The following is a 14,302-nucleotide window of genomic DNA, read 5'->3' on the forward strand; positions in this document are numbered from 1 at the left end:
TTATAATGGGAGTGATAAGTGCCTTAAAAAATAGTGATTCATTGGCATCGCTATACAGGTTATATAAAAGGATTAAGATTCGTTTTTTATATGGATTAAAATTTGTACATCCTACATTCAATATCGGGGGTAAATGTAAAATAAGTCCTGATTTAATTGCTGGAGAATATGCTTTTATAGGTAAAAATTCATTAATTTATCCTGGAGTTAGTATTGGCAGATATAGTATGTTAGCTCAAAATGTTCAGATAATTGGTGATGACCATAACTTTAATATACCAGGTATGCCTTCGACATTTTCAGGTAGGCCACAGCTTAAAAGAACTGAAATAGGTCGCGATGTTTGGATCGGTGCAAATGCAATAATTATGGTTGGGGTGACCATAGGAGATGGGAGTATTATAGCTGCAGGATCTGTTGTGACCAAAGATGTTGGTTCATTTGTGATTTTTGGAGGAGTCCCGGCAAAATTTTTAAGAAATAGATTTGATTCATTGGAAAGTGAACAAGAACATACTAAAATGCTTAATGGGAAAGTTTTGAAAAACGTTAGGAATAAACCTTTAAAAATTAAATAATTAGTTTGAAATATTTAACTAATTTGGGTTAATACTAAAAAATATGGGAAAATTTTTTTTATTTTTTTTATTTTTTATTCACTATAATATATGGAGTAAAGCATATTATGTTTCAAATAGTGGCTCAGATGTGAATTCTGGAATAAGTCAGTTGGCATCATGGAATAGTATTCTTAAAATAAATAGTTTTAAATTTTCAGAAGGTGATAGAATACTTTTTCATAGAGGGGATGTTTTTTTTGGTACCTTAAAATTGCAGAGTAATAATATTTCAATTGATAGTTACGGTGAGGGTAATAAACCCATATTTTCTGGAGAGGAAATTTTAAATAATAAATGGGTTAAATTGTCTAATGATATCTGGCAATATACTTTTATTACTGAGAAGCCACAAAATATTAACGGATTGGTACGTGATGATAAATTGTTGCCAATTAGTAGAATGCCCAATAAAGAAACTGGCAGTGGTTATTTTTTTATGGATAGTGTAGGTGGGAATTCTAGTTTTAGTTCAAAACAATTGCAAGGTTTGGGAGATTTGTCTGGATTTGAAGTTGTTATTCGTGCTGAACGATTTAGAATGGTGAGAACAAAAATTTTGAATAGTAGGGGGAATATAATTACAATAAACGGTACACAATCTATTAAAAAATTAAATAAAGGATTTGGTTTTTTTATAGTAAATACTAAGGATGCAATTGATAAACAAGGTGAATGGTGTTATAATTCATCTAAAGGTATCCTATTACTGAAAGATAAAAATAACCCAAATGTAAATAGAATTAAATATATTAAGAATTACTATAATATTGAAATCTCAGGGTGCAGCGGTATAATTTTAAAAAATTTGGAGTTGAAGCATACTGCTAAAAGTGCAGTAAATATTTCAAATTCAAATAATATATTGGTAGAGAATATTGAGGTTTCTAATATAGTAGGAAATGGAATAAGTTTATATAATGTCGTAAATTCTAAAATTAATAATTGTAAACTTTATAATATAGCGTGGACTGGAATATTTGCTGATAAAACAAATAATAACCTTCAAATTTCTAATAATAATATTTATGACATTGGAGATGAGTCATATGCTAAAAGTAAAGTTTTTATAGGTATTGATTGTAATGCATCTTTTTCCAAAATTGAAAATAATACAATAAAGAATACAGGATATTCAGGAATTATTTCTGCAGGGATAAATAATTTGATAAGATATAATATTATTGATAGTACTTGTATCTCTCTTAATGATAGTGGCGGTATTTATTTGAATAATAATATAAACGATGTTGGGGGTACTATAATAGAAAGTAATTTTATTTCAAACACTATAGGTGAGTTGCAAGGGGCGCCATCAAGTAGAAATTTAGCTAATGGAATCTATATAGATGTAGGCTCTCATAATGTGATTGTTAAGAATAATACTATTTTTGATATTAATGGATCAGGTTTATTTATCAATTATACTGCAGGGAATAATTTAATATATAAAAACATAGTTTCTAATTGTGGACTAAGTGAATTCTATATAGCGGGGCACCCCTCTTCTTCTCCAAAATTAACTATTGATTCAAATGTGTTTATTTCATCAAAAAACGCAAGTTCTTCTCATAAAATGTTTAATTCTGAATATACTAAGAAATATACGGCATCTGATATTGGGGTTTTTAAACATAACTATTTCGTAAGTAGCTCTACTGCAAATCAAATAAACATAAGTTTTTTTTCAAAAGACAAAAACAAAAATATTTTTACAATGGCTGAATGGATTACTTCATTAAACCATTCGAGTAGTTCTGATAATAATTTTTTTGTTAATACAAATAATTCAATATTAATTTCAAATCCATCAGATACAATTAAACTAGTAAAAATTGGTAATGGCAAATATACTTCTATAAATGGAGATGTGTTTTCGAAAGAAATAAAATTAGATGCTTTCCAGTCCGAAGTATTATTCATAAAAAATCATAAATAAATATTTATGTCAAAAGTTAGATTAGACAAATTTAATTCTAAAGGTATAGATCGTGGGTCAAGTAAATTAAAAGAAATAATTTGGTATATGGTGAAGGTAGTTTTCTTTCTTTCGGCAATTCCTTTTCCATCTACATTTAAGATAATAGTTTTGCGTTTTTTTGGTGCAATTATAGGTGAAGGTGTTGTAATAAAACCTAGAGTTAATATCCATTTTCCATGGAAGTTAGTAGTAGGTAATCATGTGTGGATTGGAGAAGAAGCTTTTTTATTAAATTTTGAGTTGCTGTCCATTGGTAATAGTGTGTGTATTAGCCAGCGGGCTTTCCTTTGTGGAGGGAATCATGATTATAAAATACCGTCGATGCCGTATCGCAATGGGCCAATTACTCTTCAAGATGGGTGTTGGGTAGGTGCTAGTGTCTTTGTAGGTCCTAATGTAACGATTGGTATTGATTCAGTTGTTTCAGCAGGTTCAGTGGTTACGCAATCGCTAGAAGAAAATGGAGTTTTCAGAGGAAACCCCGCACAATTAATTAAAAATCGTTGGTAAAAAATAAAATTATGCGCATCTCTATCATTACTATTTGTTATAATCGTAAAGCTACAATTGAGCAATCAATAAAGAGTGTTTTAGGGCAAGATTATCCAAATATAGAATACATCATTATCGATGGAAATTCAACTGATGGGACAAAAGAAATTATTGAGTCTTATTCTGGGAAAATCGCTACATATAGATCAGAACCCGATAAAGGAATGTACGATGCTATCAATAAGGGTTTATATCTGGCGACAGGTGATATTGTTGGTTTGATGCATTCGGATGATGTGTTTTATGATTCCACTGTCGTTTCTAAAATTGTAGCCAAATTTGAGAATGAATTGGAAACTGAAGGGATTTACGGGAATGGAATTTACGTTACGAATGATGCTGACGAAAAGTTGGTTCGCAACAGAATAGGAGGAGCCTATAATTTTGATAATTTAAAATCGGGTTGGTTGCCTTTGCATCCTACGGTTTATTTAAAGAGATCTCTTATTGAAAAATACGGAGGATATGATTTGAATTTTAACATTGCCTCAGATACTGAGTTTCTATTGCGTTATTTATTTAAGTATAAAATTAAACTGAGTTATTTGGATGAGTATATCGTTAAAATGAGAATGGGAGGTTTAAGTACCAGTTATTCAAGAGCCTTTGAGGTGCTACTAGAAGATTTTAGGATTTATAAGTATCATAATATTAGTCCGATTCGTGCCGTTTTTCAAAAGAAATTGCAAGCTTTACTACAATATTTAAAAAAATAATTTGTTTAATTACAACTTTCAATTTAACTTGAATTCCTTTTTTAAATTTATTTAATTCTTACATTTTTTATGTCAATTTTACAAAATTTAGCTGTTTACCGTTTTTCTCGCTATTTTAAACTTGGTTTTTTAATTTGGGATGTGTTATTAATGAATCTAGCTATTGTACTTTCTTTTTTATTACGATATGATAGTCTTGATAGAATTGATATCAAAGAGGTACGAACCATTTCTTTATTGTCCAATCTGTTTTGGATTGGATTATTACTCTATAATGACTCCTATCGGATTGTTCGTGTCGAACGGATTGAGAACATATTGATTCGAATGATTAAAATGGTTGTTATTCATTCGGCCCTGATTGCTGGGTTTGTATTGGTTTTAAAATATTCTGAAGTTTCTCGTTTGCGCATTTTTTATTTTTATGTTGTTTTTTTTATGTTACTTTTTGTATCTCGTGTCATTTTCATGAAGTTGTTAAAGTATATTCGGGCAGAAGGATATAATTTTAAAAATGTGATTATTATTGGAGCGAATGATACTGGGGAACGCATTCGTAGAATTTTATCAAAAGACCTGACTTATGGGTATCGCGTTTTGGGTTTTTTTGATGATAGGGTGGATCCTTTTGCCTTTATATCGGCTCCTATTTTGGGTGATTTTAATGCAATCAAAGAGTATCTACTAAAGGAAAAAGTAGATGAGATGTATATAGCTCTTCATATAGATAATATAAAAATAATTAACGAATTGACGGCTCTTTGTGAACGCCATATGGTTCGGATCAAGTTTTTGCCTGATTTTCAACTGTATACCAAATCTAGAAAGGTGGAGATTAGTTTTTATGAAAATACACCTGTATTGATGCTCCGTAAAGAACCTTTAGAACTCACTTTTAATTTATTGCTTAAGAAAGGCTTCGATCTTGTTTTTTCTTTTTTGGTCATCGTATTAATCTTTCCTTGGTTGTTTCCTATTATAGTGTTCTTAATAAAATTAGATTCTCCTGGACCTGCATTCTTTAAACAGGAACGATCCGGTAGGGAAAATGAATCTTTTCTTTGTTGGAAATTTAGAACCATGAAGGTAAATGCTAGTTCAGATCACCAACAAGCTACAAAAGGAGATAGTAGGGTGACTAAAATAGGGGCATTTATGCGTAAAACTAATATTGATGAATTGCCTCAGTTTTTTAATGTGTTTTGGGGTACCATGTCTGTGGTGGGTCCACGCCCCCATATGCTAAAGCATACCCAACAGTATTCGGAATTAATTAATAATTATCTGGTGCGTCATTATGCCAAACCAGGCATAACGGGTTGGGCACAGGTGAATGGGTATCGTGGGGAAACTAAGGAGTTAATTGATATGAAAGACCGTGTGGATCATGATATTTGGTATATTGAAAACTGGAGCTTGCTGTTAGACCTGAAAATTATTTATCTTACTGTTTTTAATGTGTTTAAAGGAGAGGAGAAGGCTTATTAGGGTTCAGTAATCAGTTTGCAGTGTTCAGTAATCAGTGTTCAGTTTGCAGTAATAAGTGTTCAAGCTATTGAGAAGCGTATTTAGTGAGAAGTGAAAAATAATAATCTACAGTATTCAGTAATCCTGTTTTGTGAATGCTAGGCCGTAATTAGGAGCAAAATTTCACTCATTGTTTATCATGCTAATCGGTTGACGTTTTTTTAAAACTATTGTGCTCGTAGACTAAGAGTGGCTAGCCAATAGGCAGTAATTGTTGTCCATTTTACAATGAAGATTGAACCGTAGCTTGGCAATTCTTTTTAATCGCTAATAAAAAAAATAATGCCTATATTTGTGGCCTTTAAAAATAAATCACATATGATATACCTTTCTTTATTAAAGAAAATAACTCCATTTCTATTACTGATATTGCTATTCTCTTGTACTCCAAAAAAGGATATTGTTTATTATCAGAATATCGAAAATCTAAAAAGCCAGGCGGAGTTGACTTCTTACGAAGTCAAGATTCAACCTGATGATTTGTTGATGATTATTGTTTCTGCCGAGGATCCTGAAATTGCAGCCCCTTTCAATTTAAAATCAGTTGCAATTCAATATTCAGGAAAACAAGATGCGGTTACCGGACAACAAACACAGCAGTTGTATTTAGTAGATGCCAGTGGATTTATCGAATTTCCTGTTTTAGGCAAATTAAAAGTAGGCGGATTAAGTCGGACTGATGTTTTATTAATGCTACAGCAAAAAATTGGGATTTATATTAAAAACCCGATTATTAATCTGCGCATTATGAATTTCAAGTTTTCAGTACAAGGAGAAGTTTCTTCACCAGGCATTTATTCTGTAGATTCAGAGCGCATTACATTGATAGAGGCTATTTCTAAAGCTAGGGATTTGACTATTTATGGAAAAAGAAATAACATATTAATTATCAGAGAGGTCAATGGGGTGAAATCCTATAATAGGGTAGATATTACCCAAGCTGATTTTATTAATTCTCCTTTTTATTATTTGGCTCAAAATGATGTAGTGTACGTGGAACCGAATAAAAATAAGATTAATGGCGCGGCGATTGGTCCTAATACAGGCGTTATAATTTCAGCGACTTCTTTACTGATTGCTTTAATAACATTAATAATACGTTTATAACTAATTTTTACATGGAAAATAATTTCGAGGAGGAGTACGAAAATGATTTTGATTTAAAAGGGTTCTTAGATAAATACCTCTTGCATTGGAAATGGTTTGTATTAGCAGTTATTATTTGTTTAGCAGGAGCCTTTGCTTATTTAAGATACACTGTACCACAATATAAGGCTACAACTTCTGTCTTAGTAAAAGATGAGAAAAAAGGAGGGATGCTTTCGGAGCTTTCTGCTTTTGCGGATATGGGATTGGGTGGTGGTATGGTCAATAATGTGGACAATGAAATTGAGATTCTAAAGTCAAGAAGCTTATTGGAAAGTACGGTTAGAAAACTCAATTTAAATATTCGTTTTTTTGTAAAAGGGAATATTGTTGATAAAGAAATTTATGATACTAGTCCAATTCAAGTTCAGGTTATAAATGATAAAGGGAAGTTTTATAAAGACCCAGTTGCTTTTACTTTTATAGATGGGAAAGGCGATTTTTTTGAATTAGCGGTCGAAGAAACAAACGGTAGTGCTAAATTTCTTTTAGGCTCGAAAAGGAATTTTAAATACAATACCCCCATTCCTACAGCTTATGGTTCTATTGTAATAAGTAAATCAGCATCAAATCGTGTATTTTTTAAAGAAGGGTTACACATATTGAAGATTTTGATTATTCCATTTGACGAAGTAGTAGATGAGTTTAGACAAAATCTTGAAATTTCAACGGTTAGTAAAACCAGTAGTGTGGTTGGAATATCAATTAAGGATCCTGTCATTAAAAAAGCAGAGGATTTTCTTGATACTATGATTCAAATATATAATGATGATGCTGCCGAAGACAAAAATTTTATTTCGGAGAATACCTCCATCTTTATTGCAAATAGACTGAAACTAATTACGCAAGAATTAGATGGTGTAGAGCAAGATGTACAAACATTTAAAAAAACAAACCAACTGACAGATATTGAGTCGGAAGCGAAGTTGTTTATTGAGGGGTCTAATGAATATGACAAAAAAGGAATTGAAACGGAGATTCAACTGAATGTGGTGTCTTCCATGTTGAACTTTATTAAGAAGAGTGATAATTCCGATTTATTACCTACAAATATTATTTCCAATGATAACAGTACGTCAGGATTAATTGGTTCTTACAATCAATTGGTTTTGGATCGCAATCGGATTTTAAAATCAGCTACCACTGAAAATCCTTCTGTAGTAAAAATGGATCAACAAATAGCTTCCTTAAAAAATAATGTACAAACCAGTTTATTGCGCATGCAATCGAGTTTAACCATACAAAAACGAGATCTAAATAAGGAGGAAGGATTGCTGAATGCTAAAATTGGTAAAATACCAGTTCAAGAACGTCAGTTTAGGGTAATCGCAAGGCAACAAAAGGTAAAAGAAGAGTTGTACTTGTATTTATTACAAAAAAGGGAAGAAACTGCTATTTCGATGTCGGCAACAGAACCAAATGCTCGCGTGATTGATGTGGCCAAAGCCAATAAAAAGCCAGTTTCACCCAATAAAAAAATTATTTATTTAGCAGGGCTGATATTGGGCTTGTTGGTCCCTTTTGGGGTTATCTATACAGACGATTTATTGGATACCAAGATAAAAAGTCGTTTGGATCTAGAGGGAAAAACGCTGATTCCTTTTATTGGGGATGTACCTACATCCGATTCTCCTTCTGAAATTATACAATCTGGAAGTAGAACAAGCTCGGCCGAGGCGTTGCGAATTATAAGAACTAATCTGGAGTTTATGTTTACCAAAGTTCCGGATGGTGAGGCGAAAACTGTGTTTTTGACATCTACTTTTCCTAGCGAAGGAAAAACATTTGTGTCTGTAAATTTAGCCGCTACCTTCGCTCTATCCGGTAAAAGAGTATTGTTAATAGGTATGGATATTAGAAATCCTAGATTAGATGAATATTTGACATTACCAGAAAGAGGAGTTACCAATTATTTGTCTTCTAAAGATTTGAAATTAGAAGATTTAATTGTGAAATATGCTGGATATGAAAATTTTCATATTCTTCCAGCGGGGATTATACCTCCTAATCCCGCTGAATTGTTAATGGGTAAAAATGTTGATGTGCTTTTTAAGGAATTAAAAACAAAATACGATTATATTATCGTTGATACCGCACCAGTTAGTTTGGTAACGGATACTTTATTAATTGCTAAACATGCTGATACTTTCATTTATGTGGCACGTGCTAACTTTTTGGAGAAACGCATGTTGAATATTGCCAATACGTTATACAAAGAAAATAAATTGCCAAACATGTGTCTGCTCTTAAATGATACTGATTCTACGAAAGGTTATGGCTATGGCTATGGTTATGGAATAAAAATGGAGAAAGATTCTTGGTATAAAAAAATATTTAAGATGTAATTAGGCCAGGGTATTTAAATTTTATCAAAAGCTCACGAAATGACTGTATTTCGTGAGTTTTTTTTTGTTATAATGCATGTTTTTGAAAATGAAGGTTTTGCCTTTTTTTTTAAGATATTTAGCTACCCTGCCTTTATTTTCTCTTCTATTTTGTTTTTATAATCTCTATTTTTTTGTTTGTCTATTTCCCTTAACAATCATAGCTATTCCTATTTTTTTAGTATAAATTTGTGGAAATTTGAGAAAGGTATTCACAAAAAATGTGATTTACTAGGGCGAAGCCGTGTATCCTTTTTAGAGGTTAAAAGGGCTGTAATAGGTATTGTGCTTTTAATTTAAGGGAGTGATATTTGAAATTTGACTAATACTAATTTTATTTAAACATGAAAAAAATATTTATTGCGATTGTATTGCTATTGGCACTTTTCCAGTCTTCGACTGTACTGGCTCAAGATTTGTTTAAAACGAATGATTTGAGTACGATAAAAGTAGACTATTTATCAGATGCTGATGTTGCTAAAATAAAAGGGCAATTGCAATCCAATAATGTGTCCATCGAGCAAGCAGAGCCAATGGCTTTGTCTAAGGGAATGCCAGCGAATGAATTTGCTAAACTAAAGAAGAGAATAGCTGCATTAACTCCACTAAATAAAGAGGTAGTTAAAATAGATAAGGATTTGCAAAAAGAAGGTGATAGTGAGTATGCAAGAAAACAAGAAAAGATTGTCAATACTAAACTAAAGGATAGTCTCAATTCACTTGTTTTTGGTTCTGAACTGTTTGATAATCCTACGCTTAATTTTGAACCTAATTTAAAATTAGCGACCCCCATGAATTATATTTTGGGGCCTGGTGATGAATTGCAAGTAAGCGTATATGGAGTACAGGAATATAATGCTAGTATTCCCGTATCAGTAGAGGGGAAAGTTGCGATTCAATATGTAGGAGAACTATCAGTTTCAGGATTGACTATTGAAGCGGCTACCCAAAAAATTAAAGGCGCTATGGCCAAGGTCTATACTACTATTGGCTCAGGACAGTCTCAGGTAGGAATAAGTTTGGGTCGTATTAGAACCATTCGAGTAACTATAATTGGTAGTAAGCAGCCTGGGAATTATTCTATTTCCTCTTTAGCAACTGTTTATAATGCATTGTTTTTGGGAGGTGGACCTGGAAAGAACGGAAGCTATAGAAACATTGAATTATTGAGAGATAATAAAGTTTATAGAACAGTTGATATTTATCAGTTTTTAGTAGGTGGAGACCAATCGGATAATGTAGGTTTAAAAGATAATGATGTCATTCGGATTCCAGCTTATAATCAGCGAGTAACGGTAGAAGGGCAGGTAAAACGTCCTGGTATTTTTGAGATGAAAAAAGGAGAACATTTCTCCGACTTATTGACTTTTGCTTCTGGATTTAATGAGTTTGCCTATACAGCATCTGTTAATGTACTTCAAAAAACGGGAAAAGAATTTAAAGTAAAAGATATTAATGCTTCTGAATTTACTACTTACAGCCCTTCCTCTGGCGATGTTTTTAGAGTAACAAAAATTTTAAACCGATTTGAAAACCGTATTAAAATTGAAGGCGCCGTCTTTAGACCAGACACCTATTCTTTTTATGAAGGCATGCGAATTTCTGACTTGGTTCTAAAAGCCGATGGGCTTAAAGATGACGCCTATAGTAAAAGAGCTAGGATTATTCGATTGCAATCCGATTTAACTACTGAGATTGTAAATGTAGATTTAGAACAAGCTTTAAAAGGAAATTTAGAAGCAGACATCACTTTAAAAAAGGAAGATGTGGTAACAGTTTATTCTATCTTGGATTTTGTAGATGAATATAAAATAACTATCGATGGTGAAATAAAAAAACCAGGAGTTTATGATTATTATGAAGGATTGACCTTGAATGACTTATTGGTACAAGCTGGCGGATTGACCGGCTCCGCTTCAAAGCGAGTGGAAGTGGCAAGAATGATTGTCTCCGAGGAGATTGATAATTCGAATCCTAATAAAGCCGAATTGTTTAATATTGAAATTACACCTGAGAACAACGAGCAAGCCAAAAATTTTGCTTTGTCCCCTTTTGATGTAGTGAATATACGTAGAATGGCAGTGTATGATAAACCAGAAATGGTTACTATAAGTGGTGCTGTCAATTATGCTGGGAAATATGTATTGGCCAATAAAAAAACCAAAGTCTATGATATTGTTGAACGAGCAGGAGGTTTAACCACTATAGCTAATAGTGATGGTGTAAAAATAAAAAGACCCATAAAAGCGAAACAAATTGAAGAAGTGGAAAGTATCAATTTGAATTTGGGAAAGAAAGACAGTATTCAAAATAAATTAGAGAAAAAATTAAAAGAAGATTTGAAGTTTGCTATCATCCCTGTAGATTGGAAATCGATCGTTAAAAATAAAAACAGCAATACTAATGTTACGCTGTTTCCAGGTGATGAAATTGAGGTTGCCACTTTTAACGAAGGCGTGAAAGTGACTGGGAATGTATTGTTGACTTCGGAGATTCCTTATGACAAAGGTAAGGGTTTTGGTTATTATTTAAATTCTGTAGGAGGGGTGGATGCTAAAGGTTGGAAGAAAAAAGCGTATATTATTTATCCTAATGGAAAAGCAGCTGTTACGAAGTCTTTCTTTTTTGTGAAATCCTATCCTAAAGTAACTCCAGGTTCTCAAATCATTGTTCCTGAACAACCAGATGTCAAAAAGATGAGTACTGGAGAATGGGTGAGTATCGGTAGTGTTATTACGAGTCTTGCTTTATTAATTGTTACCGCTTTTAAATAATAACTGGATATGCATATGGATAATAAGAAAACAGCCAGCGAGGAAATTTCTTTGAAAGAATTATTTGAAAAAGCCAAAGAATGGTTTGATTATTTACTTTCACAATGGAGAATAATTGTAGTAGCTGGAATTATAGGAGCTACTTTGGGATTAACCTATTCTTTTATAAAAAAGCCGATTTATACTGCTACATTGTCTTTTGCATTGGAAGATGAAAATTCTGGGGGTGGGCTGGGTGGCGCCCTTGGTTTGGCAAGTTCTTTTGGACTTGATTTAGGTGGTAGCGGGGGAAGTATTTTTACTGGAACTAACTTGACTGAATTGTTTAAGTCAAGATCTATGGTGGAGCAGACATTATTAAGCCCAATTACTGTAAACGGGAAGATTATTTCTTTGGCTGAAATGTATATTCAGAATAACGAATGGAGAGATAAGTGGAATGATAATTCCAAATTTAAGGATATTCATTTTTTGCCGGATGCAAAAAGGAACTATTTTACTCGAGTGCACGATAGTATTTTAGGGGTAATTTATACTGATTTGTCCAAGACTGCTTTATCTGTTGGTCAAAGAGATAAAAAAGTGGCTATAATTAATATAGATGTCGCTTCTACAAGCGAACTGTTTTCTAAATATTTTTGTGAAGCCTTGGCTAAAAATGTTTCTGATTTTTATATAGAAACAAAAAGTAAGAAATCCCGTGATAATATGCTTATTTTAGAACGACAAACGGATTCCATTCGTCGTGAATTGAATGGTGCTATTGCTGGAGTTGCAGTTGCTAATGATAATACTTTTGGATTGAATCCAGCTATGAATGTACGTCGTGTTCCTTCTGCCCGAAGACAGGTAGATGTTCAAGCCAATACAGCGATTTTGACAGAGTTAGTAAAACAATCAGAATTAGCAAAAGTCACTTTGCGTAAAGAAACGCCTTTGATTCAGATTATAGATAAGCCTATTTTACCTTTGCCAAAAGAACGTTTTGGTAAAGCTAAAGGTATAGTTTTCGGAGGATTTTTGGCGAGTATTTTAGTTGTTATTTTTTTGCTATTGAAGAGGGTTTTTAAAACACTATTAATTAGTTAAAAATATTTGGTTTTATTTATTTAATTTCTTGTAATGAAGGGTTTTATGCAATTAAAAATTGGTGTTTTAGTTAATAAATTTACTAGTTATTTTACTCATGGGCATGAAAGAACTTTGCTTGCTAAAAAAAACATACTATTTTCTCTTTTTTTGAAAGGAATATCCATTGTGATCTCATTAATTCAAATACCATTGACTATTTCATATATAAATCCTAAGGAATATGGTATATGGCTTACTTTAAGTTCAGTAGTTGGATTATTTAATTTCTTTGATATAGGTTTAAGTAATGGTTTGAAAAATAAGTTGGCGGAGGCAAATGCCAATGGATATAATAAATTATCTAGCATTTATATAAGTACTACTTATGCAATAATTGGTCTTATATCTGTTGCATTATTGGTGGTTTTTTTTATATGCAATTTTTTTTTAAATTGGAATTTTATTTTGAATGTTGAAAAAGATATTGATATCAACTTAAATCTCGTAGCACTTATTGTTTTTGGGTCATTTTGTATTCAATTAGTTTTGCAAATATTAAATAGTGTATTAACCGCTTTTCATGCTCTTGCAAAGGTAGCGTTGATTTCTTGTATAGGCCAAGTGTGCACCTTAGTAGCTATTTTAATTTTAAAAAATACAATAAGCTCTTCATTTCTTTATTTAGTAATAATTCTTACAGTTACTCCAATACTGATTCAATTCTTAGCCTCAATTTATTATTATACTAGTTCTTATAAATCTTTTGTTCCAAAATTTAAAATGGTTGATTTTAGTTTTGCAAAAAATCTACTAAAAATTGGAGGGTTATTCTTTTTTATTCAGTTAGGGTCCCTTTTATTATTTCAAACGGATAATATTGTAATAACTCAATTGTTTGGTCCTGAAGAAGTAACGGTATTTAACCTTTGTTACAAATTATTTTCAGTTATTGTAATGATTTTTACTATTGTTATGAATCCATTTTGGTCTGCTTTTACGGATGCGTATGTTAAAGGTGATATTATTTGGATTAAAAATATATTTAGAAAACTTTATAAATATTGGGTGTTATTAATTATTCTATGTCTACTTCTTTTTGTTTTATCCCCTTATATTTTTAAATTTTGGATTGGTGATAAGGTCCATATTTCATTATCGTTATCATTTGCAATGTTTGTTTATACTATTTCAATTTGTTGGATGATGATTCATAATATTTTTATCAATGGAGTAGGAAAATTGAAACTGCAATTTTATTTGTACATAATTGCGACAGTAATCAATATTCCTTTGTGTATTACTTTAGGAAGGTATTTTGGACTTATTGGAGTAACAGTATCTAATATTATTGTTGTACTATTTATGGGAAGTGTTTTGTGTTTTCAAGCAAAATTGATAGTCAATGGTGAAGCAAAAGGTATTTGGAATAAGTAATAAAAATTTTAAAAAAGAATTGACTTTTTACCTCAAATTACAGTAATACAGATTTATTGGGTTAATAAAAGATAAATTAGAAACATAACCTCTATCGCTA

10 protein-coding genes are annotated in these 14,302 nt (G+C 31.8%); all 10 read left to right on the plus strand.

From position 1 onward, the window contains the following. Positions 1-5 precede the first annotated feature (5 nt). The 10 genes from AB3G34_RS00805 to AB3G34_RS00850 all read left to right on the plus strand — a co-directional run bounded on the left by AB3G34_RS00805 (position 6) and on the right by AB3G34_RS00850 (position 14,202). The gene (locus AB3G34_RS00805; protein ID WP_369753140.1) at positions 6-578 is read left to right on the plus strand and encodes a DapH/DapD/GlmU-related protein; all 573 of its coding nucleotides are present in this window, start codon (positions 6-8) and stop codon (positions 576-578) included. A gap of 43 nt (positions 579-621) precedes the next feature. Beyond that, positions 622-2,556 carry a right-handed parallel beta-helix repeat-containing protein gene (locus tag AB3G34_RS00810; RefSeq protein ID WP_369753141.1) on the plus strand — a complete coding sequence of 645 codons (1,935 nt, stop codon included), beginning with the start codon at positions 622-624 and terminating at the stop codon, positions 2,554-2,556. A gap of 6 nt (positions 2,557-2,562) precedes the next feature. Then, positions 2,563-3,108: a WcaF family extracellular polysaccharide biosynthesis acetyltransferase gene (locus AB3G34_RS00815; RefSeq protein WP_369753142.1), complete on the plus strand. Its 546-nt coding sequence runs from the start codon at positions 2,563-2,565 to the stop codon at positions 3,106-3,108. Positions 3,109-3,119: 11 nt separating this feature from the next. Continuing rightward, positions 3,120-3,866 carry a glycosyltransferase family 2 protein gene (locus AB3G34_RS00820; protein WP_369753143.1) on the plus strand — a complete coding sequence of 249 codons (747 nt, stop codon included), beginning with the start codon at positions 3,120-3,122 and terminating at the stop codon, positions 3,864-3,866. A 69-nt stretch (positions 3,867-3,935) separates the two neighbouring features. Continuing rightward, positions 3,936-5,354: an undecaprenyl-phosphate glucose phosphotransferase gene (locus AB3G34_RS00825; RefSeq protein ID WP_369753144.1), complete on the plus strand. Its 1,419-nt coding sequence runs from the start codon at positions 3,936-3,938 to the stop codon at positions 5,352-5,354. 357 nt (positions 5,355-5,711) lie between these two features. Then, complete coding sequence (locus tag AB3G34_RS00830) at positions 5,712-6,500, plus strand: polysaccharide biosynthesis/export family protein (RefSeq protein WP_369753145.1); 789 nt, start codon at positions 5,712-5,714, stop codon at positions 6,498-6,500. Positions 6,501-6,511: 11 nt separating this feature from the next. After that, the gene (locus AB3G34_RS00835) at positions 6,512-8,884 is read left to right on the plus strand and encodes a GumC family protein (RefSeq protein WP_369753146.1); all 2,373 of its coding nucleotides are present in this window, start codon (positions 6,512-6,514) and stop codon (positions 8,882-8,884) included. Positions 8,885-9,267: 383 nt separating this feature from the next. After that, positions 9,268-11,697: an SLBB domain-containing protein gene (locus tag AB3G34_RS00840; RefSeq protein WP_369753147.1), complete on the plus strand. Its 2,430-nt coding sequence runs from the start codon at positions 9,268-9,270 to the stop codon at positions 11,695-11,697. Positions 11,698-11,712: 15 nt separating this feature from the next. Then, positions 11,713-12,786, plus strand: a complete 1,074-nt coding sequence (locus AB3G34_RS00845) for a Wzz/FepE/Etk N-terminal domain-containing protein (RefSeq protein ID WP_367773625.1) — start codon at positions 11,713-11,715, stop codon at positions 12,784-12,786. A gap of 45 nt (positions 12,787-12,831) precedes the next feature. After that, positions 12,832-14,202 carry a lipopolysaccharide biosynthesis protein gene (locus AB3G34_RS00850; RefSeq protein WP_367773627.1) on the plus strand — a complete coding sequence of 457 codons (1,371 nt, stop codon included), beginning with the start codon at positions 12,832-12,834 and terminating at the stop codon, positions 14,200-14,202. Positions 14,203-14,302 lie beyond the last annotated feature (100 nt).

This window comes from Flavobacterium sp. WC2409, assembly GCF_041200085.1.
In the GTDB taxonomy this organism is placed as follows: domain Bacteria; phylum Bacteroidota; class Bacteroidia; order Flavobacteriales; family Flavobacteriaceae; genus Flavobacterium.